We start from the raw sequence: 18,856 nt of genomic DNA, 5'->3' as shown, positions 1-18,856 counted from the left end.
AAAACATAATGACAGCATGTTGACAACTATGGTGTTGCGGATAATAATGACAGCATGTTACCAATCTAAATCAAAGGAGGATAGGATGAGGACGCTATCCATTTTCCATCGGGTTTTTGCCACGATAGCGATGCTTTTGATCACATCTTTTCTTGCAGCAACCGTTGTTAGTGAGTTCATAGGCTCAATAGAATCGATTCTTTTAGTCAAAAAGATGATTTTGTGGCCGGGGCTTATTGTTCTGGTGCCGGCGATAGCGATCACTGGAGCTACCGGTTCCTTGTTAAGTAGAGGACGGGTAGGCGATCAGGTTTCACTTAAAAGTAAAAGGATGCGCATAGTTGCGATTAATGGCCTTATATTTTTAATTCCCTGCGCCTTTATACTTGAATATTGGAGTTCTGCTGGATTTTTTGACTTTAAGTTTTACCTGGTGCAAGGGCTGGAATTATTAATTGGCGCTACAAATCTTGGTTTAATGCTGCTAAATTTCCGCGACGGTCTTATTTTGCGAGGGGGATTGAATTCACTAAAGCCGATCAAAAACTAACCTTGCCAAGGTAAGGGAAGTTTATTTTTTGGCAATATTTGCTGCTTGTTTAGGGGGTGCCTTGTGCCGGTGTAATCTAACTATTGTAATAGAGGGGTACCCTGGCGTTGAATGTAGTTCTGGAGCTTATCTATAAATGCTTTCGCTTTATCGATACTTTGTGTTTGCTGGGTTGTAATCTTTTCTCTCACGGGGCCTACTGTAGGCTAGCAAATTGATTTTTCATAAAGGTCAATTTAGAGAGTTTTATGTTGCGGTCTTACCAGAATGATTAATGTAAAGAGAGTGGGTTTAGGGATATTGGCAGTTTCATCCGTTCTAATGGGGTGCTCTGTTACCGAGAATAGAACGGATATGGCTAGCGGGGCAGCAGTTGATGATTCTGCATTGCTCCAGCAGTTAGCAGATCAATATGCTGAGGCTTATTTAGACAACTTTCAGCCGTATGCTTACTTCTCAGATATGCAGTTGGAGAGGCACAATCTTTTCTTAACTAATACCCCGGGGAGTTCTGCTTTTTTAGCGGCATCTGAGGACAAAATACTCAAAAAACTGGCTGAAATAGACCTTAACGGATTAAAAAACGACCAAGAAAAGGTATTTTACTTCAAGCTGAAAGAGAGGTTGGAGTCGAATGTTGGTTTGCGAATCTGCAAGAGTGAGCTGTGGTCAGTTGACCATATGTTCGGTCCCCATATCATACTCGGGTTTTTAACTGAGGTTCAGCCTGTTGAAACTGACCAAGACAAAGCCGATGCGATTGAGCGCTGGTTGGATGCGGCTCGTTACTATGAGCAGGAAATAGCTAATCTGAGCCGGGGCCTTGAGCAGGGTTACTCTGCACCTCAAAGTGTGGTGAAGCGAGTCATTCAGCAAGTTGAAGGCCTGACCCAGGTACCCATTGATGAGCACCCTTTCCTGGGCCTGGCGAAAAAGGCCGAAGATCCAGAATTCGAGGCTGCATTTAAACAGGTGCTTTCGGATCATGTTATCCCCTCAATGGAGAATTATAGGAATTTTCTCCAATCGACCTATTTACCTGGAGCGAGAAGCGAGCTCGGTATCCATGCGTTACCCAATGGTCGCGAGTGTTATATGGCCCAGTATCGTTCTTATACGACACTGCAGAGAACACCAGAAGAGGTCTTTGAACTTGGCTTAAGCACTGTAAACGCTAATAAGAGTGAAGTGGTTCGTTTAGGTAAGGAACTTTACCAGGTCGATTCCTATTCTGAGGCGGTAGCAAAGGCCAGTGAGGATAAAACTCAGAAATTTAATAGCGCTGATGAAATGCATCAGTTTTATGAGCGCTTGGTAGATAAATCCAGGGATTTAACCGTTGACTTCTTCCATGAAATGCCTTTGATCGAAATGGAAGTAAAAGCCATCCCTGAGCATGAACAGGGCTCAGGTCGCAGTGCACACTATATTCCGGGTACCAAGGAGCGCAAGGCAAGGTTTGGATATGATCCGACAACCTACCAGGATGAGTCTTACGCTTCTGCAGAGAAGGTTACTATCCATGAAGGGTACCCGGGCCATCATATGCAAATTGCTCTCGTACAGGAGCAGGAAAAGTTTCACAAAATAGAAGATGCTTTGTCTAACTCTGCTTTTGCTGAAGGTTGGGGCAGGTACTCTGAACATCTAGCGGAAGAGGCGGGAATGTATGACTATGGGTCAACCAAGATCCTAAGGAGAGCATGGCCTGCGCGAGGTATGGTCGCGGACACCGCAATGCATATACTCGGTTGGAGTGATGAAAAAGTTGCGGAATTTTTACAGGATTCAGGAGCTTCATTCGCCAAAGGCCCGAGGACGTTGATGGACCGAATGGCGGTTATGCCTGCCCAGCTGACTTCTTATGACTCCGGCGCTTTGGAAATTTTTGCCTTGCGCGAGCTAATGCAAAGTGAACTGGGCGAGGACTTCGACATCAAGGACTTCCATGAAATCATTCTGAGAAATGGCAATGTGCCTATGGCCATTTTGAGCGAGCAGGTAAGGGAGTTTATCGAAGAAAAAAAGCGGGGTTAATTTAAGTTAGGCCTCCAGATCTTTACTTACTCAGTCCCGTATTTATACGGGACTGAGTAATAGAGGCCCCTCTCTTTTATAAAGACTTTTACCTTGAACCATAAGCCGATACTAAATCCCCATTTGCCTGGAAGCTAAATCCCGCATAATTTCTTCAGATCCGCCACCAATCGCATTCACCCGCACTTCACGATATATACGCTCAACCCGGCTGCCGCGCATATAGCCTGCGCCACCCAACACCTGCATAGCCTCCCGAGCGCAGAACTCAAGGGTTTCTGTGGCTTGCACTTTGAGTAGGGCGATATCGGCTACTTTGAGCTGATGTTGTTGCTCTGCCCAGGCACAGAGGTCCAGATAGGCCTGGGTGGCATTGATGCGTTGAAGCATCTGGGCAAACTTATGCCGGATCACTTGGTGATTGGCCAGACGCTTGCCGAAAGTTTGGCGCTCCTGAGCCCACTCAATGGCATCCTGCAAACAGACCCGGCTGAATTCTACACAGGAAGCGGCAATGCCCAGGCGCTCGCGATTGAAGTTGTGTACTATGGGCAAGAAACCTTGGTTCTCACCGCCGATCAGATTACTCGCGGGCACGCGCACTTGATCAAAAAAGATACTGGCCGTATCAGAGCACCACCAGCCCTGTTTTTTATCGAGTAGCTGTCGGTTGACTCCTTCGGCATCCGCAGGAATTAGGAGTAGGGAGATACCGCCGAAGCCCTCATCGCCAGTGCGTACCGCAGTGGTAAACCAGTTGGCACGCATACCGCCGGTGATATAGGTCTTTTCGCCGCTGACGATATATTCGTCCCCATCGCGCACTGCGCGGCATTGAATATTGGCGACATCGGAGCCTGCGCCTGGCTCGGTAACTGCCAGGGAGATATGTTTGTCGCCGCGCAGTACGGCGGGAATCACCCGATCCTTAAGCGCCTCACTGCCATAGTGCAACAGAGGGGGCAGGGCAATGCCGTGGACCATCAGGCTGGCGTAGAGGCCACCGGCGCCGGGGCGAGCTAACTCCTCTGCGGCCACAATCATATGGAAAACGTCGGTTTCGATGCCGCCGTAGTTTTCCGGGTAGCTCATCTGTAAAAGACCGACTTCTGCTGCTTTTTTCCACAGCTCTGCGGGCAGTTGGCCCGCCTCGTCCCACTGGGTGATATGGAGGGTAATTTCGCGCTCGACAAAGCGGCGCAGCTGGCTGCGCCACTCCTGATGGCCTGCGTCGTAATAGGGGCTTGCCATGCGGGAGGCATCAATATCGTACATGCTGAACTCCTTTAGGAAATAGCGCCACTGGGGATTTTGACCGTTTCACCGGGGGCAGCTTCAATTTGTACCAGTAACTGGCCGCCGCGCACCTGATCGCCTTCGCAGGCGCCCAGTTTAATCACGGTGCCATCGCGGTCTGCGCGCAGGGCGTGCTCCATTTTCATGGCCTCCATTAAGGCGATAGTGTCGCCCCGTTGCACCTCCTGCCTGGGCTCTACCAATACCTGCACCAGGCAGCCATCCATCGGAGCGGTAATCCGGCCACTACCTTGACTGAGGCTCGATTTGGCTGGGGCATGGGTGATGTCCACAAAATGGAACTGCCTGCCGCTTAACAGGAGGTGCAAATTGTTCCTGTCGGCTAGGAAGGTTCTCTTTTGTCTAACGCCATCTATTAAGAGTTCAGCGCTACAGAGCTCGCCTGTCTCTTGTGGTTTTTTGAAATTGCGCCACTGAATTTGGAACTGCCGTTTGTCCACACTGATTTGATAGCGATTCTCCCCTAACGCCAGCAGCGCGTAGTCCAGCGTTTGCCCGGAAATATCCAGCCGGTAATGGAGTGCAACGCTGTTATCTCCACTGTGCCAGTCACTGCGGCCATTGCGCTGATCCCGGGAGGGGATTTGGTACAGGTGATAGAGCAGTAGTGCTTGCGCGGCGATCTCAGCTGGAACCAATTGTGCTGAAGTCGGCAGGCGGTTTTGGTCGAGAAAACTGGTGTCGGCAGCGCCGGCGATAAACTGGGGTTCGGCGAGGATCTCTTGCAGAAAATGGATATTATTTTTCGGGCCGATAAATTCGAGCTGTGTCAGGGCTCTGGCGAGCTTGCGTCTAGCCTCTTCGCGATCCTGCCCGCAGGCAATTAATTTTCCGAGCATGGGGTCGTAAAACGGGGTAATTTCGCCCCCACTTTTTAGGGCGTGGTCAATGCGCACTCCCTGCCCCTTTGGCGCGCTCCAGTGAAGCACTTTTCCAGCCTGGGGTAGAAACTGTTGCTCCGGGTCTTCGGCGTACAGGCGGACTTCTATGGCGTGCCCCTGCTGAGTGACCTGCGCTTGGGAGACGGGAAGGGCTTCGCCACGGGCGACGGCCAGCTGCCAGGCAACCAGGTCAAACCCGCTTACCATTTCGGTTACCGGGTGTTCTACCTGCAATCGGGTATTCATTTCCAGGAAATAGAATTCACCGCTGGGGCAGAGTAGAAACTCTACCGTGCCCGCGCCCTGATAACCGCAGGCGCGGGCCACCGTGACGGAGGCTTGGCCCATCTCCTCCCGCAGTTGAGCGTCTACTGCGGGCGATGGACACTCTTCGACCACTTTTTGGTGGCGTCTCTGCACGGAGCAATCCCGCTCACCCAAGTGAATACAGTTGCCGTGGCTATCTGCAAAGACCTGAATTTCGATATGGCGGGCGTTGACCAGCGCTTTTTCCAGAATTAATTCGTCACTGCCGAAAGCGCTCATGGATTCACTGCGTGCAGCGCGTAACTGGGAGGTCAGCTCGGCATCTCCGTGAGCCAGGCGCATACCGCGCCCACCACCGCCGGCGGCAGCTTTGATCATCAGGGGAAAGCCGATGCGCTGTGCTGCGGCGATCAGGGTGTCGTCGTCCTGGGCGCCCTGAAAGCCGGGAATACAGGCTACACCGGCGGCGGCGACAAATTCCTTGGCTTTGCGTTTGTTACCCATCAGCTCTATGACTTCTGCGCTGGGGCCGATAAAACGCAATCCGCTCTCTTCGCAAGCGCTGGCGAACTGGGCGTTCTCTGCGAGGAAACCGTAACCGGGATGAACGGCGGTGGCTCCAGATTGCTTAGCTGCGTCGAGAATTTTTTGGATGTCCAGATAGGACTCCGCCGAAGTTTGTCCGCCAATGGCCACGGCGATATCGGCGCTCTGCGCGTGTAGTGCATCGCGGTCTGCCTCACTGTAGACGGCGACGGTGCGGTAGCCCTCTGCCTGGGCGGTGCGCATAATTCGCAGTGCAATTTCGCTGCGGTTGGCGATAAGCAGGGTCTCTGTTGTCGACATCAGTGCTGCCACTCCGGTGATCGTTTTTCCAAAAATGCCCGAGCGCCTTCGCGCCCCTCATGCCCCTGAATGGCGCGGGAAAACTGCTGTGCAGCACCGTCCAGCAGTTGGTCCAGGGCCGTTTCGTCCGCGACTCGCGCCGCATCCAACAGGATTTGTTTTGTGGTGGCGAGGGCGCCGGGAGCACAGGCATTGATCGCGCCCAGGTGCTCCTGGAGTGCGCCGTCGAGGGCTTCGGGGCCATCGAGCAATTGGTGGATCAAGCCGAGTTCCAGGGCCTGTTGCGCATTGACCTTGGCGCCACTGAGCGCGAGGCGCCGGGCCTGGGAGAGGCCGACCCGCGCCACGACAAAGGGGGCAATTTGTGCCGGGGGCAAACCCAGGCGGGTTTCCGGTAGGGCAAAGCGACAGCTGTGATCGGCGATGGCGATATCGGCGCTACAGGCGAGTCCGAAACCGCCGCCCATTACCGCGCCTTCCAATACGGCGATAACGATCAGCGGGGTGCGATTAAATCGCTGCATCAATTCGCCAAAACGGCGGTTGAGGTGAAAGAATGCATCGCTGTTGCCATCGCCCGCGCTCTGCTGCGCGCTGAGCATATCGGCAATATCGCCACCGGCGCAGAAGTTGTGCTCTGCGCCGCGCAGCACGAGCGCTCGCACCTGTGGGTCCTGCTCCGCTTCCGCGAGTTTTTGTAGAAGTTCATCTACCATTTGCAAACTGATGGCGTTGCGCTGCTGGGGGCGATTTAAGGTGAGGTGGCGGGCAATGCCGATGGTCTTATCAATAATTATCTGCATGGCCTGGCCTCACGCCTTGGGCTTGCGTTTGCTGGGCAGTATGCCCATCAGCTTGCAGATAATGCCGAGCATCACTTCATCTGCACCGCCGCCGATCGCGGTGAGACGACTGTCGCGGTAGGCGCGGTTGATTACGGTTTCCTCGATATAGCCCATGCCCCCCCAGAACTGTAGGCACTGGTCTGGAATAGAGCGGGACAGGCGGCCGGCCTTGAGTTTGGCCATAGAGGCGAGGGTGGTGACATCTTCACCGGCCACATAGGCCTCCACTGCACGCCAGGTTAATGAGCGCAGGCATTCCACTTCGGTCTGCATTTCCGCGAGGGCAAAATGGATAGTTTGGTTGTCGAGCAGCGGCGCTTTAAAGGCGTGGCGCTCGCGCACATAGTCGATGGTGCTGCTTACACAGTTTTCCAGGCCTTTCAGGTTCAGTGCGGCACCGGCGAGGCGCTCCTCCTGGAATTGCAGCATCTGTAATAGGAAGCCGGCACCTTCGTCGCCGATGCGGAAATGTTTTGGCACCCGTACATCATCAAAAAAGATGGGAGCGGTTTCCGATGAGCGCATGCCCATCTTGTCGAGTTTTTCACCGATGCGCAGCCCGGGGGTTTTTGCCGGGATAATTACCAGGGATTTGTTGCTGTGGGATTTGCCCTCGCTGGTATTAACCAGAGTACAGAAAAAGTCTGCGCTGGGGGCGTTGGTGATCCACATTTTGCTGCCGTTGATCACATAGTCATCGCCGTCGCTTTTGGCCGTGGTCTTAATTGAAGCGACATCGGAGCCGGCGCCCGGTTCCGATACGGCAATCGCACCGATCATCTCTCCGCTGACGGCGGGAATCAGAAACTGCTGTTTGAGATCCTGGCTGCCGAAATTGGCCAGGGCAGGGGTGCACATAGAAGTTTGCACTGAGATCGACAGGGGCACACCGCCGCAGTGGGCAGCGCCCAACTCCTCAAGGAAAATCGCTTCATAACTAAAGTCGAGGCCGAGACCGCCGAAATCTGTGGACTTACTGATGCCGAGTAGGCCGAGACCAGCCAGTTGTTGGAATATTTCGCGGGTAGGAAAACGGCCGGCCTTTTCCCATTCTGCCACATTGGGGTTAATTTCCTGCTGTACAAAGTTTTGTACGGTGCGCTGCAACTCCCGGTGTTGATCACTCAAAATCATTATTATCTTCCCTACCGTAAATTGTGGACCCGGTGATTGTGCAAATGGGCAGCCGCACCTCCTTGCTACCCAGGCTTTTGCTCTAAAACCTCGCTACGCCGAAGGTGTTTTTGTTCAATTTTCTCTGCTCTGCCTCGCTGCAAATTTCCAGCAGCATACCCAAGAGTTTGCGTGTGTCGCGGGGATCAATAATGCCGTCATCCCACAGACGGGCACTGCAAGCGAGAGCGTCGGAACTGCCCTGCATAAAGGCGCTGGTATCGTTTTCCAACTTGTCTAGTACCGCTTCATCGACACTGCCGCTGCGCTGCATTTTTTGTTCGGTGACGATGCGCATAACTTTGCCGGCCTGGGCTGCGCCCATAACTGCGGTGCGGGAATTGGGCCAGGCAAAAATAAAGCGGGGGTCGAATCCGCGCCCGCACATGGCGTAGTTGCCGGCGCCGTAGGAGCCGCCCACGACAATACTGAGTTTTGGCACGCTGGCGTTGGCCACGGCCTGAATCATTTTGGCCCCGTGTTTGATAATGCCGCTGCGCTCTACCTCGGTGCCCACCATAAACCCGGTGGTGTTGTGTAAAAACAATAGGGGCGTGCCACTCTGTTCGCACAGCTGGATAAATTGTGCGGCCTTGTTGGCGCCCTTGGGGGTGATGGGGCCGTTATTGCCGATAATGCCCAGGGGGAAGCCTTCTATACGGATATGGCCGCACACAGTTTGCCGGTCGAACTCCGGTTTGAAGTCCAGCATGGCGGAGCCGTCGGCAATACGCGCGAGAATTTCGCGCACGTCGTAAGGCTTTTTACTGTCTGCGGGTATTAGGCCGAGCAGGTCGCTAATCGGGTGTAGCGGGTCCTGGTAATCTTCTTTTACCGTGCTTTTTATGGGGGAGGGCAGGGCGGCGACAATCTCTCTTGCTATGCGAATACCGTCGGCATCGTTCTCCGCTAGATAATCGCCACTGCCGGACTCGGCGCAGTGCATGGTTGCTCCGCCGAGGCTCTCTTCATCGGCAACTTCACCGGTGGCCGCTTTTAGCAAGGGAGGACCGGCCAGGTACATACCGGTTTGCCCGCGCACCATAACCACATAATCCGACAGGCCCGGCTGATAGGCGCCGCCGGCGGTAGCGCCGCCATGTACCACGGTAATCTGTGGAATACCGGCGGCAGACATGCGCGCCTGGTTGGCAAAGCCGCGCCCGCCGGGGGCGAAAGTATCGCTGGCATACATCAGATTGGCGCCGCCACTCTGTGCCAGGGCCACTACCGGCAGGTTGTTTTCCAGCGCGATCTGCTGCATACGCAGGGCCTTATCCATGCCGGCGGGAGAGATGGTTCCGCCTTTCACGGCATAGTTATCCACTCGCACCATACAACGCCGCCCGCTGATCTGGCCGATACCACAAATACCACCGCCACCGGCGCCGCTACCATCCTGGTCGTCAAAAAGTTTATAGCCGGCGAGGGCGCACAACTCGATAAAAGGGGCGCCGGGATCGAGGAGTAAATTGAGGCGCTCCCGTGGCAGCAGCCAGCCCCGTTCACGGTAGCGGCTGGCCTTACTTTTCTCCGCCTGTAGCGGACACTGCTCGGCCGCGCGAAATTGGTTGATCTGTTCCAACATAGCAGCTTTGTTGTCATTGAATTCTGCCGAGCGGTTGTCGAGCTGGGAGTCAATCGGCTGCATTAGAGCTTGCCCTCCGCTTCCAGTTCTTCCACCACCTGGGGGCGGCGTTTGCGGTGGAATCCGTTAAAGCGTCTGGTGTTGCGGGCGGCCTGTGGTTGCCACAGGGGCGAGTGATGCTTGAGGCTGGAGCCACCGTCGATACGCAGGGTCTGCCCGGTGATATAGCTGGCCACATCGGACAGAAGGAAGCACACGGCGCCACTGATTTCGGCTTCTTCACCGAGCCGATAGAGGGGGATACTGTCGCGGAAGCCCGGCAGCAGCTCGCGCAGGAATTCGGGATCGTAGGTGTCGAAACCGCTGGAGAGGATATAGCCGGGCGCTACAGCGTTTACTCGAACGCCAAAAGGCGCCCACTCCAATGCGGCGGTTTCGCTAATATTTTCCATACCTGCGCGGGCGGCACCGGAGTGCCCCATCATCGGCATACCGCCGGCATTATCTGCGGTGATATTCACGATGCTGCCGCCGTGCTGCTTCATCGACTGCACAAAGACCTCGCGGGACATTAAGAAACCACCCAGCAGATTGCTGCGCACGACGGCAGAGAAGCCTTTGGCATTGATGTGCTCCAGAGGCGAGGGAAATTGGCCGCCGGCGTTATTTACCAAGCCGTGAACTTGGCCCTGAGCCTGAATAATTTGCGCAACGGTTTCCTGTACCGCCGCTTCATCGCGAATATCCAGACTGAACAGGCTGCACTCGCCCCCGTCGCTATGAATCTCGCCGGCAACTCTTTCCAGTCGCTCTGTCTTGCGCCCAATCAAGACCACATGGGCGCCGAGGCTGCTTAACTCGTGGGCGATACAGCGGCCGATACCACTGCCGCCACCGGTCACAATATGGGTTTGTTCACTAAAGCTGCCGGGACGCAGCTGGCTTTGGTAGCGCATGAAAGTTTCCTTTTCCTGGGCTCGGGAGGCCTGTTCTTTATTCTTTTCGTTGGCGCTTGCGCCTGCGTGTGGGAAAACGCAGAATGGCTTAACGCTACCAAGCAAGCGCTTGGTATTCAATACTTGGCGCCTATTTGATTAAAAATTCCCTGGGCCGCTAAGATGTTGGATTCAAATTGATGAATAGGGGAGTGTTTTGTGGCTGAGAGTGGGCTGGTGTTGGCGAGAGTCGCCGAAGAGTTAACGCCGCAGGAACTGATTAGCGCTCTGGTGGCGGAGGGCGTGCTGACCGATCCCGATTCGGCCCGCGGGCGTTTGCTCAATGCCGCTGCGCGCCTGTTCGAGCAGAAAGGGTTTGCGCGTACGACGGTGCGGGATCTGGCCGCTGAAGTGGGCATTTTGTCCGGTAGTATTTTTCACCACTTTTCCAGCAAGGAGCAGATCCTCTGTGAGGTTATGCGGGAGGTGACCATTTTTGCCGGTGCGCGAATGCGCACTGCCGCAGAGCGAAGCCGCTCACCCCAAGAGCGCTTAAGGGCTTGTATCCAGTGTGAACTGGAGGCAATTCACGGCTTGGCAGTACCGGGTTTTTCGATTCTGGTGGTTGAATGGCGCAGCCTTTCCGAGGACAGCCAGCAGGAAGTTTTGCGCTTGCGGGAAGAATACGAGCAGATATGGCGGGATGCTATTGAAGCGGCCCAGTGCCCCGGTGGTGATCCGGCCCTGGTAAGACGCTTGCTGGTAGGTGCATTGAGTCACACATACAGTTGGTTTAAGCCGAGAGATAAGGGTCTATCCATTTCTGACTTGGCGGCGCGTATCCTGACGATATTTACCCCATAAATGTCGTCTAAATTGGCAAAGCGTGCCAGTAAAACTGTGAACTTTGCCTGCTTTCCTGCCAATTTTGTACTTTAACCGGCTGTGTGAGAACTGGTGCGCAACTGAATTTTTCTGGATCTTTTACTCTCCGCGCAAGATGCAATAAATGTGACAATTTATGTCACTTGGTGACAGGAGGGGAGATGGCTGGCCAGGATTTGTACCAGGTGGTTTCCACAGGAAGGACACTGCACGCCAAGGAGCCGGGTCCGGTGGTTCGGGATGTGGCGAAATTGTTCTCTATCTCGGAGCCCCAGGCGCGCAGACTGCTACTGAAAGGCTGGGTGATTAAAGACCAGCTGGCTTCTGATCAGGCGCTGGAGTTCCGTACCCGTTTGCAGAAAATGGGTTTGCGGGTGGAAGTCTGCCCGGCAGGACGATTTGATAATCGCGAGCTGATTGCCAAAATTAAGGTCGCTCAGCGGCGCAAGGCCCAGGTGAATGCGACTTCGGCAGCCGTCACTGAAAAATCCCGTATCGGCACAGATCCCTTTGTGGCTGCCGAGCAGCCCCCCCCTGCCGTGGGCAGATCCGGGGAAATAGGCCCAGTCACGGATTTATCTGCGGATAAGCTAGAGGCCCCCTCTCATTCGCTGCATCAGTATTTATCGGCGGCTAGCCCCTTACAGACCGAGAGTGCCAGCAGTCAGGGCAGGATTGTCTGGGGAGTGATCAAGGCCGCAGTTGTCCCGTCACTATTTTTGTCGACGCTGTGCGCTTGTATTTTTTTCGCGGGTTATGGCCTCTGGCAAATCCCTTTGGCCGTATGGCAGGGGACCCTGACGGGCGTGGGGCTGGCGCTGAGTTTTTTATCCGTGCTTTCCGCCCTGTTTGTTGGCCTGTTGCTGGCCTGGCCATTTTTCTGCTTTTCCCCCGCCTGCGAGATCCATTGCCACCTCGGCAATTACTGCCCGCTGAGGGCGAGGATGTGCGGCAACTGATTGAGTTAATGGCAGATAAATTGGGATTGCCCAAGATCAGCCAGGTCTTTGTCGGTGCCGATGCCCAAATCGTGTCACAGCCGGGTTTTTTATCGGTACTTAGACAGCGTTTACCACTAACGCTGGGGCTTGCCAGCGTTGCCTCAATGGAGGGCAGAGAGGTTTTGGCGCTGGTGGCCAGAGGGCTCGCTTTTTATCGCGGCCGCTTGCAGGGCACGCTCGGCTGGTTGACTTACGGCGCTATGCAGCGACTGGAACTGATGCAGTGGGCATTTGAAAATGAACGCAGTGCTGTCAGCCCGGATAATACCCCTGAGAGTTTGCTAAAGCCGTTTCACCGCATATTTGTGGCCAGCGGTTATATTTTACTGCCGATTCTCCAGCGCTTGGAGGCGCTGCATTGCCGGCTGACGGCGGGCAGTGCCGTATTGCTACAGGAGAGGGCCGATAGCGTCGCCGCGCAGGTGATAGGCAGCGACGCTCTGGCAGACTTTGCCAGAAAGTGGCACCGGCTTGTGCATGCAGACCTTTTGGTGACAGAGGTTAACCGGGAGGCTCAAGCCCTGGGGCGCAGCTGTATCAATATCCCCGATGCGGTGCGCTGGATGCAGGAGAACCTGGATGGGGATACCAGTGATGCGGTTGATGCCGCCATGGCGCAGGCGAGAGACCCCTGGGATATCCAGCAGGCTATCGATAGTGAGTGTGCCGCCGTCTTGATTGAGCGGGCGTTTACTGCCCAGATTGGATCAGCAGTGCCTTTGCAGCCTCTGTTCGCCGACTTTGACAGTTTGGCTATCTCTGTTACCGCTGGAAGAGTCGAGCAGGGCTGTGAGGTGGTCGAGAATCGCCTGTTACTCAGCGTGAGCAAGGAGTTAGAGGCATCTGCGGAGATGCTTGAAGGGTATTTCAACCGCTTGCCGCCCCCTGCGCTGATGCCATTGCGCAGGCCATCCTCTGCGGAAATGCAGGCAATGGACCTACAGGGCACTATCGACTGGCTGCGCAGTAAGCTGGTGGAGTTGCGCGATCTGCGCGGGCGCCGGGAGGATTTGCAAACCCGGATTTTTGCCATGCAGCTGGGCGCGGCCATGATACGCGGAAAAGTCCGCTTTAATGCCGATGATTTTTACTTGAAGGGCCCCAGCCTCGCCACTGCGCAAGAGCGGATTGCGACTGAACGCGCCGAGCTGGAGGAGGCTCAGCAGCAGCTACAGCAGATTTATAGCGTTTTCTATCAGCGCCTGTGCCTGGCACTGGTGACTATGCCGGTTGAGCAGCGCAAGAGGGCCAGAAATCAACTGCGCCATTTGGCCGCTTACGATAGCTTGGCTGCGCACCTGGAGCGGCTCGCTGGCTACAGCCACTCGCTAGCCATGTTGGCCCAGCATTTATCCCTTGAGTTGAATGAAAGAGAGCTGCTGCAGAAATATATGGCGCTGTCTGCGCGGGAGATGGATGCCATTGTTGCGGCGGTGGAGGCTTCATCGCTACTGCAAGAGCAGGGGCTGGGCGCAGTGCTGAATTTGAAGGTTCAGCGCGGGGCTTTCAAGCAGCTGCCGCACGGGCGCCAAGAGGTATTGAACGCCGTGCAAATCATGGAGTCCCACTGCAAACATGTTCGCGCAGCGATTCTCGAGCACTACCAGCTCCAACTTGCAGCCCTGCTTGGGCCGTGCCTGGAGAGGGAAGAGCAGTTGCAGTTAAATCCACTGCGACTGCTTAAGGCCGGCTAACCACCGGCCAGCTTTACGGTGTGATTACGTGATTCCAGGAAGGCTTTGATCTCTGTGCGCTTGTCGCCCTGAATCTCAATCACCCCCTCTTTGAGGGCGCCACCACAGCCGCAGCGTTTCTTCAGTTCTGCCAGAAGCAGTTTGAGTTCGCTGTCGGTACCGGGCAGCCCGCGAACACAGGTTACGCCTTTCCCTTTGCGCCCCTTGGTTTCTCTCTGGATGCGAACGATGCCATCGCCCTCGCGGCGCTGCTCGGCCTTGGGCTCTTCTTTGATGCGACCGCGATCGGTTGAATAGACGAGACGATGGTCCTTGGCCATGGCTGGGGTACTCCGTTGATGTTTAGTGGAAATTGCCGGCGATTGTGCCCGAGGTACGCAGGATGTCAAAGCTGCGCTTCGGGATATTGAAAATGGGGCGACCCCTGCTGCCTGAGAGGTTAGAATTTTGTCGCAAGATAAAACAGCAGCGTAGTTGAGGTGATATAGATGGCGTTGACAGGGCGTCGAAAACTGCTCAATGAAGTAATTTTCGGAACTGAGACCCGGGCGGGGCGGAATTTTGACGTTTTTTTGATCTGGGCGATCCTGATCAGTGTGGTCCTGGTGCTTGTGGCCTCCATTGGTTCAGTGCGCGATCGCTATGAACATGTGTTGATTGGCCTGGAGTGGATATTCACCGGCCTCTTCACCATCGAATATATCGCGCGGATATACTGCACGGTAAATCGCCGCAAATATATTTTCAGCTTCTATGGGATTGTGGACCTTCTCGCCATTCTGCCCAGCTATCTGGCTCTTCTCTATACCGGTGCCACCTATCTGCTGGTGATTCGCCTGTTGCGGGTGCTGCGGATCTTCCGAATTCTCAAGTTGGTGCGCTATTTGCGTGATGCCAATGTACTGTTGCGCTCCCTCGGCTTGGCCCGGCGCAAGATTCTGGTGTTTTACTCCGGTGTTTTGGTGATGTGTATCATTTTCGGCTCGCTGATGTTTGTGGTGGAGGGGCCGGACCATGGTTTTACCAGTATTCCCACCAGTGTGTATTGGGCCATTGTGACGATCACGACTGTCGGTTACGGCGATATTTCTCCGCAAACCCCTCTGGGGCAGGGGATTGCCGCTATGACAATGTTGATTGGTTACTCGATTATTGCGGTACCTACCGGCATTCTGACTGCCGAGTTGGCGGGGGAGATAAACCGGGAGCGCCTACAGCGGCGCTGCGATAACTGTAGCCGCAGTGCCCATGACCCGGATGCAGAATACTGCAAGTTCTGTGGGCACCGTCTGGAGGACCTCGAAAAGTCCGAGCTGTCCTAGGTTGGAGTCTGTCGCTGTCGGCCAAAGTTAAGGCGTCTCCGCATAATTTCGCAGTAGCTCTGTAGCTTTCAGGGCTCGCCCTGCGGGGTTTGCAGAGCTTCCTTGATCCGGCAGTTTTTCCTCAGCTTGACCTTACCACTCATCTGGGACGCGCACAGCAATGACCTCCGCTTTGGCACACAGGCGCCCATCGCTGGTGAGATTGCAGTGCAGAACGGTTTTTTTGGCGGATCGCTGTACGATGGTTGCTTCGAGAATGACCGGTTTATCGATAGCGGCCGGCGCCAGGTAGCTGATATCCAGTTTGCCCGTGGCGTACCAGACCTTATCGCCGGTGCCGACAGCGCGCCCGGCCTGTAGATAGCCGTCGGCAATGGCGGTACACACCGTATGGCAGTCGATCACGGTTGCGATAATACCGCCGTTTAAATATTGTGCAGGCCCGGCATTGTGGTGGCGGCTGGGAAGGAACTCGCAGCGGGTTTGATCCTTCTCGGTCCAGTAGCTTTTAATACGCAGACCCTGGTCGTTGTCCGGGCCGCAACCAAAGCAGTGGTTGCCCTGGATCTGATCTTGAATTGCGCTTTCCTGAGTCATATTTATCCCTCGTTATAAGCGCGCCATACTACCGATTTGCGCCGTGGAGTGGAAGAAACTACCCTTGCGGGCTTGCAACAGAATTACCCGAATTATCTGGACGTAAATACATGGAAATATACGGCTTTTGTGCCCCTGGTTTTGAGGCTCTTTACGATGCTTTCGCCAGAAATTTTCGCGAGTGCGGCGATACAGGAGCGGCCTTTGCCGTGCGCCAGCACGGAGAATTAATCTGTTCTTTATGGGCTGGAAGTGCAGATCGGGGGGCAGAGAGGCCATTTACCGAAGACACCTTGGCCAACGTATTCTCCTCCTCGAAAGGGGTTCTCGCAGTATTGGCGATGCAGCAGGTCGCGGCGGGCAAACTGGATTTGGATCGCCCGGTGGCTGATTACTGGCCTGAATTTGCTCCGGGCAAAGATGTTGTCACTGCACGCCAATTATTGTGTCACCGCAGTGGGCTCGTCGCTTTCCGCGAGCGGGTCAAAGACAGTTTGATTTACGACTGGCAGGGGGCCTGCGATCAGGTTGCCGGCAGTGAACCCTGGTGGGCGCCCGGTAGTGCCCAGGGCTATGCCCCATTTTTATACGGCTGGAGCCTGGGGGGATTAATTGAGCGGGTGGCGGAAAAACCACTATTGGAACTTTATCGGGAATTGTTAGCCAAACCCCTCAACCTTGACGGGGGATTTGGAGCAAACGGCCACCGCTCACAGAGAATTGCCGATGTGAGCCCGCTGAAACAACCGCTGCCGGAACTGCGTGAAAATGCCATTGGCCGAGCGATTAAAGAAGATCGCAAAGGGCCTGTGGCGATGGCATTTAGCAACCCGGTGAGCCTGATGATGGGGACCAATAGCCCCGAGTGGCGCGGCGCTTTGATTCCTGCTGCCAATGGCCACTTTAGTGCGAGAGACCTGGCCGCCGTTTACGGCGATCTCTCCTGTGACGAGCCCACTATTTTATCCAAGCCCTGGATCGATGAGGCGACAAAGGAGCAGAGTTGCGGCCGCGATAAAGTCTTGCAGGCAGAGGTCAGCTTTGGTTGTGGCTTTATTCGCAGCAGCACTGCCGCAGATTTGCGTTTTGGCGGCAGCCGGGGCTTCGGGCATCCGGGAGCGGGTGGTAGCGTTGGCTTTGCCGACCCGGAGAAAGGCTTGGGGCTGGGGTATGTCACAACTCGGTTGGGGCAGAGCTTGTTTATGGATCGCCGCGCAGTCGGTTTGGTCGATGTTCTTTATGGGTTGTTGTAATGGCTGAAGAAATGCAGGCTCTGGTAGAGCGGATTGATGAGCTGGAGAGCCGTTTGGCCTTTCAGGAAGACACCATAAGCCAGTTGAATGATGTGATTGCTCGCCAGGATACGGATATTCGCACCCTGCTCGCGCATATGCGTGAGCTGGGGGAAAAGTATCGCACCATTGCCTTTGAGATGCAGGGGGGGGCTAAGCAACTGGATGAAAAACCACCGCACTACTAGCGCTGGAGCCCCATGGGGATTTCTGTAGATGTCCACAGCCGCTGGCGCACCAATAGGCCCTGCGGCTGGTTGTTGTCACTTGAGGACAGTTTTAGAAACAAAAGTATCTAAAAAAATTGCCTCAAGCGGGAAAGTACTATTGACAAACTTTTCCACATGCGTAGTTACTCAAAGTTGTCCCTAATGAAAGCGCTGTCCACTGCGCTATGACATCCGTGCCAATTTGCAACTTATTGATTTTTAATAAAAAACGGAAGAGTTTAAAAAATGTGCAAAACGCTGTAAGTAAGAGTTTACGCCGTCTGGCGCGGAGCCTTGCATATTAATACACAGTTTTATCCACAGAAGTTGTGGAAGACTGGGGGCTTGGATGTTTCTTGCTCGACAGCCTGCTCAATGTCAGCGCTTATTTGTCGATGAGTGCCAGGTAATGGGGACTAGTCAGTAGAACGAATAATTAATTCGACTTAATCTTAAGAAAAATTCATTGGGTCGGTTCAGTCGCCAGTCATCTAGCGTGCTGAATAATGCCGAGATTGCACAGCACCTGTGCAGCTCAAAGCCCATTACTTAAAAATGCGTTATATAGAGAGGCAGTAATGAAATATTGGGTAGCAGCCCTGGCACTGGGTTCAATGGTTGGTTGTACCACCCTAGACCCCTACACCGGTGAAAGTAAAACCAGCAATGCCGCCAAGGGGGCTGGAATTGGCGCTGTCACTGGAGCGATCATTGGCGTCGCGACTGCCAGCAAGAAAGACCGGAGTAAAGGCGCCCTGACAGGTGCCCTGGGTGGTGCGGCGATCGGTGGCGGTGTTGGCTACTATATGGATCGACAGGAAATGCTGTTGCGTCAGCGCCTGGAAGGCACCGGTGTGCGTGTCGAGCGCGAGGGTGACAATATCCGCTTGATTATGCCTGGCAATATTACTTTCGGTTCCAATCGCACCGATATTCGCACCGATTTCTATAGCACCCTGGAGTCGGTTATCGTTGTGTTGCAGGAGTTTGACCAAACGGCAATTCGAGTTAGCGGCCACACCGACAGCACCGGTTCCGATGTTTACAACCAGGGGCTGAGTGAGCAGCGCGCGAACTCTGTTGCCAGCTTCTTTAGCGGTCAAGGGGTTTCCGCCGGCCGTGTTCAGGCTGTGGGCTATGGCGAGCGCTATCCTATTGCCAGCAACGACTCCGAAGCTGGACGCCAGGCCAATCGCCGCGTTGAGCTGGAACTGCTGCCGATGTAATCACTGGCGACACAGCCTCTGAGCTGTGAGCGACAGGGCCCAGGGTCTTTGCCCTGGGTCAACTTCAGCGGTCTAAATTTAGGCCTCTCTATACTGCCCGAGCGGGTGCTACCAAGCTATTTATCGCTTCCAGACAGTCTTTTAACGCTTATTGCCTGCACGAAATTAGTCAAGGTGGTTGGGTAGGGTTA

The 18,856-nt window shown here is 54.6% G+C and carries 17 protein-coding genes; 9 read left to right on the top strand and 8 right to left on the bottom strand.

The annotated features are described in order from the left end of the window. Nucleotides 1–85 precede the first annotated feature (85 nt). Nucleotides 86–550 (top strand): hypothetical protein, encoded by a 465-nt coding sequence (locus ACJJIK_RS05960; protein ID WP_444930700.1) that lies wholly within the window; start codon nt 86–88, stop codon nt 548–550. A 354-nt stretch (nt 551–904) separates the two neighbouring features. Further along, a complete protein-coding gene (locus tag ACJJIK_RS05955) occupies nt 905–2,587 on the top strand; it encodes a DUF885 domain-containing protein (protein WP_444944476.1) in 1,683 nt (560 codons plus the stop codon). 111 nt (nt 2,588–2,698) lie between these two features. Here the strand turns inward: ACJJIK_RS05955 and ACJJIK_RS05950 are convergent, their stop codons facing one another. The 6 genes from ACJJIK_RS05950 to ACJJIK_RS05925 all read right to left on the bottom strand — a co-directional run bounded on the left by ACJJIK_RS05950 (nt 2,699) and on the right by ACJJIK_RS05925 (nt 10,460). Further along, nucleotides 2,699–3,862, bottom strand: coding sequence for an acyl-CoA dehydrogenase family protein (locus ACJJIK_RS05950; protein WP_444944475.1), 1,164 nt, complete (start codon nt 3,860–3,862; stop codon nt 2,699–2,701). 11 nt (nt 3,863–3,873) lie between these two features. After that, entirely contained in the window at nt 3,874–5,898 is a 2,025-nt protein-coding gene (locus ACJJIK_RS05945; RefSeq protein WP_444944474.1) for an acetyl/propionyl/methylcrotonyl-CoA carboxylase subunit alpha, read from the bottom strand. Further along, nucleotides 5,898–6,701 carry an enoyl-CoA hydratase/isomerase family protein gene (locus ACJJIK_RS05940; RefSeq protein WP_444944473.1) on the bottom strand — a complete coding sequence of 268 codons (804 nt, stop codon included), beginning with the start codon at nt 6,699–6,701 and terminating at the stop codon, nt 5,898–5,900. The genes ACJJIK_RS05945 and ACJJIK_RS05940 overlap by 1 nt, the downstream gene beginning before the upstream one ends. 9 nt (nt 6,702–6,710) lie before the next feature. Beyond that, nucleotides 6,711–7,877 (bottom strand): acyl-CoA dehydrogenase family protein, encoded by a 1,167-nt coding sequence (locus ACJJIK_RS05935; protein ID WP_444930705.1) that lies wholly within the window; start codon nt 7,875–7,877, stop codon nt 6,711–6,713. 82 nt (nt 7,878–7,959) lie between these two features. Beyond that, complete coding sequence (locus ACJJIK_RS05930; RefSeq protein WP_444944472.1) at nt 7,960–9,567, bottom strand: acyl-CoA carboxylase subunit beta; 1,608 nt, start codon at nt 9,565–9,567, stop codon at nt 7,960–7,962. Next, on the bottom strand, nt 9,567–10,460 hold the full coding sequence (locus tag ACJJIK_RS05925) for an SDR family oxidoreductase (protein ID WP_444944471.1): 894 nt from the start codon (nt 10,458–10,460) through the stop codon (nt 9,567–9,569). Before ACJJIK_RS05925 ends, ACJJIK_RS05930 begins: the two co-directional genes overlap by 1 nt. A 198-nt stretch (nt 10,461–10,658) precedes the next feature. Here ACJJIK_RS05925 and ACJJIK_RS05920 point away from each other — a divergent pair, with 198 nt between their 5' ends. The 3 genes from ACJJIK_RS05920 (at nt 10,659) to ACJJIK_RS05910 (ending at nt 14,019) form a co-directional block, all read left to right on the top strand. After that, entirely contained in the window at nt 10,659–11,303 is a 645-nt protein-coding gene (locus ACJJIK_RS05920; protein ID WP_444930708.1) for a TetR/AcrR family transcriptional regulator, read from the top strand. A gap of 182 nt (nt 11,304–11,485) precedes the next feature. After that, nucleotides 11,486–12,283: a hypothetical protein gene (locus tag ACJJIK_RS05915; RefSeq protein ID WP_444944470.1), complete on the top strand. Its 798-nt coding sequence runs from the start codon at nt 11,486–11,488 to the stop codon at nt 12,281–12,283. Beyond that, the gene (locus tag ACJJIK_RS05910; protein WP_444944469.1) at nt 12,232–14,019 is read left to right on the top strand and encodes a hypothetical protein; all 1,788 of its coding nucleotides are present in this window, start codon (nt 12,232–12,234) and stop codon (nt 14,017–14,019) included. Before ACJJIK_RS05915 ends, ACJJIK_RS05910 begins: the two co-directional genes overlap by 52 nt. Here ACJJIK_RS05910 and yciH read toward each other — a convergent pair. Beyond that, nucleotides 14,016–14,339, bottom strand: a complete 324-nt coding sequence (gene yciH / locus ACJJIK_RS05905) for a stress response translation initiation inhibitor YciH (RefSeq protein ID WP_444930710.1) — start codon at nt 14,337–14,339, stop codon at nt 14,016–14,018. The two genes, ACJJIK_RS05910 and yciH, sit on opposite strands and share 4 nt — an antisense overlap. Before the next feature lie 168 nt (nt 14,340–14,507). On the opposite strand from yciH, the gene ACJJIK_RS05900 reads away from it, so the two are divergent. Continuing rightward, nucleotides 14,508–15,341: an ion transporter gene (locus ACJJIK_RS05900; RefSeq protein WP_444930711.1), complete on the top strand. Its 834-nt coding sequence runs from the start codon at nt 14,508–14,510 to the stop codon at nt 15,339–15,341. A gap of 132 nt (nt 15,342–15,473) precedes the next feature. Here ACJJIK_RS05900 and ACJJIK_RS05895 read toward each other — a convergent pair whose 3' ends face one another. Continuing rightward, nucleotides 15,474–15,938 (bottom strand): PaaI family thioesterase, encoded by a 465-nt coding sequence (locus ACJJIK_RS05895; RefSeq protein WP_444930712.1) that lies wholly within the window; start codon nt 15,936–15,938, stop codon nt 15,474–15,476. 110 nt (nt 15,939–16,048) lie between these two features. Here ACJJIK_RS05895 and ACJJIK_RS05890 point away from each other — a divergent pair, with 110 nt between their 5' ends. The 3 genes from ACJJIK_RS05890 (at nt 16,049) to ACJJIK_RS05880 (ending at nt 18,665) form a co-directional block, all read left to right on the top strand. After that, a complete protein-coding gene (locus ACJJIK_RS05890; RefSeq protein ID WP_444930713.1) occupies nt 16,049–17,191 on the top strand; it encodes a serine hydrolase domain-containing protein in 1,143 nt (380 codons plus the stop codon). Then, nucleotides 17,191–17,418 (top strand): SlyX family protein, encoded by a 228-nt coding sequence (locus ACJJIK_RS05885; protein ID WP_444930714.1) that lies wholly within the window; start codon nt 17,191–17,193, stop codon nt 17,416–17,418. Before ACJJIK_RS05890 ends, ACJJIK_RS05885 begins: the two co-directional genes overlap by 1 nt. Nucleotides 17,419–18,017: 599 nt before the next feature. Continuing rightward, nucleotides 18,018–18,665, top strand: a complete 648-nt coding sequence (locus ACJJIK_RS05880; RefSeq protein WP_444930715.1) for an OmpA family protein — start codon at nt 18,018–18,020, stop codon at nt 18,663–18,665. Nucleotides 18,666–18,856: the final 191 nt, after the last annotated feature.

Source organism: Microbulbifer regidiadema (SeqCode) (assembly GCF_052466995.1).
This window is presented reverse-complemented; position numbering and strand designations above follow the sequence as displayed.